This window comes from Acinetobacter sp. USHLN143 (genome assembly GCF_037145695.1).
Lineage (GTDB): Bacteria > Pseudomonadota > Gammaproteobacteria > Pseudomonadales > Moraxellaceae > Acinetobacter > Acinetobacter fasciculus.
Genome location: NZ_JBBCWZ010000338.1, coordinates 1 through 223, shown reverse-complemented (window position 1 = coordinate 223; position 223 = coordinate 1). Strand labels below are relative to the sequence as shown.

Sequence of the window (223 nt, the reverse complement as noted above, 5' to 3'; positions counted from 1 at the left end):
GGCGGTGATCTATGACTTTCAGGATAGTCGTTCAGGCCAGCATGCTGAAGAGTTCTTGAAAGGCTGGCAGGGCTATCTAGTCTGTGATGATTACAGTGGTTATAAAGCACGCTTTAAATCAGGCCAGGTGATTGAGGTGGGCTGCATGGCCCATGCACGTCGTAAATTCCATGAACTGCATGTGACCGGGAAAAGTCAGGTCGCTGAACAGGCATTAGTGCTG

Annotated in this window: 1 protein-coding gene; it reads left to right on the top strand. The window is 49.8% G+C overall.

Annotated elements, in window-relative coordinates; genetic code table 11:
• On the top strand, window positions 1–223 hold a 223-nt coding region (locus WFH18_RS18290), incomplete at both ends, for an IS66 family transposase (RefSeq protein ID WP_336755472.1).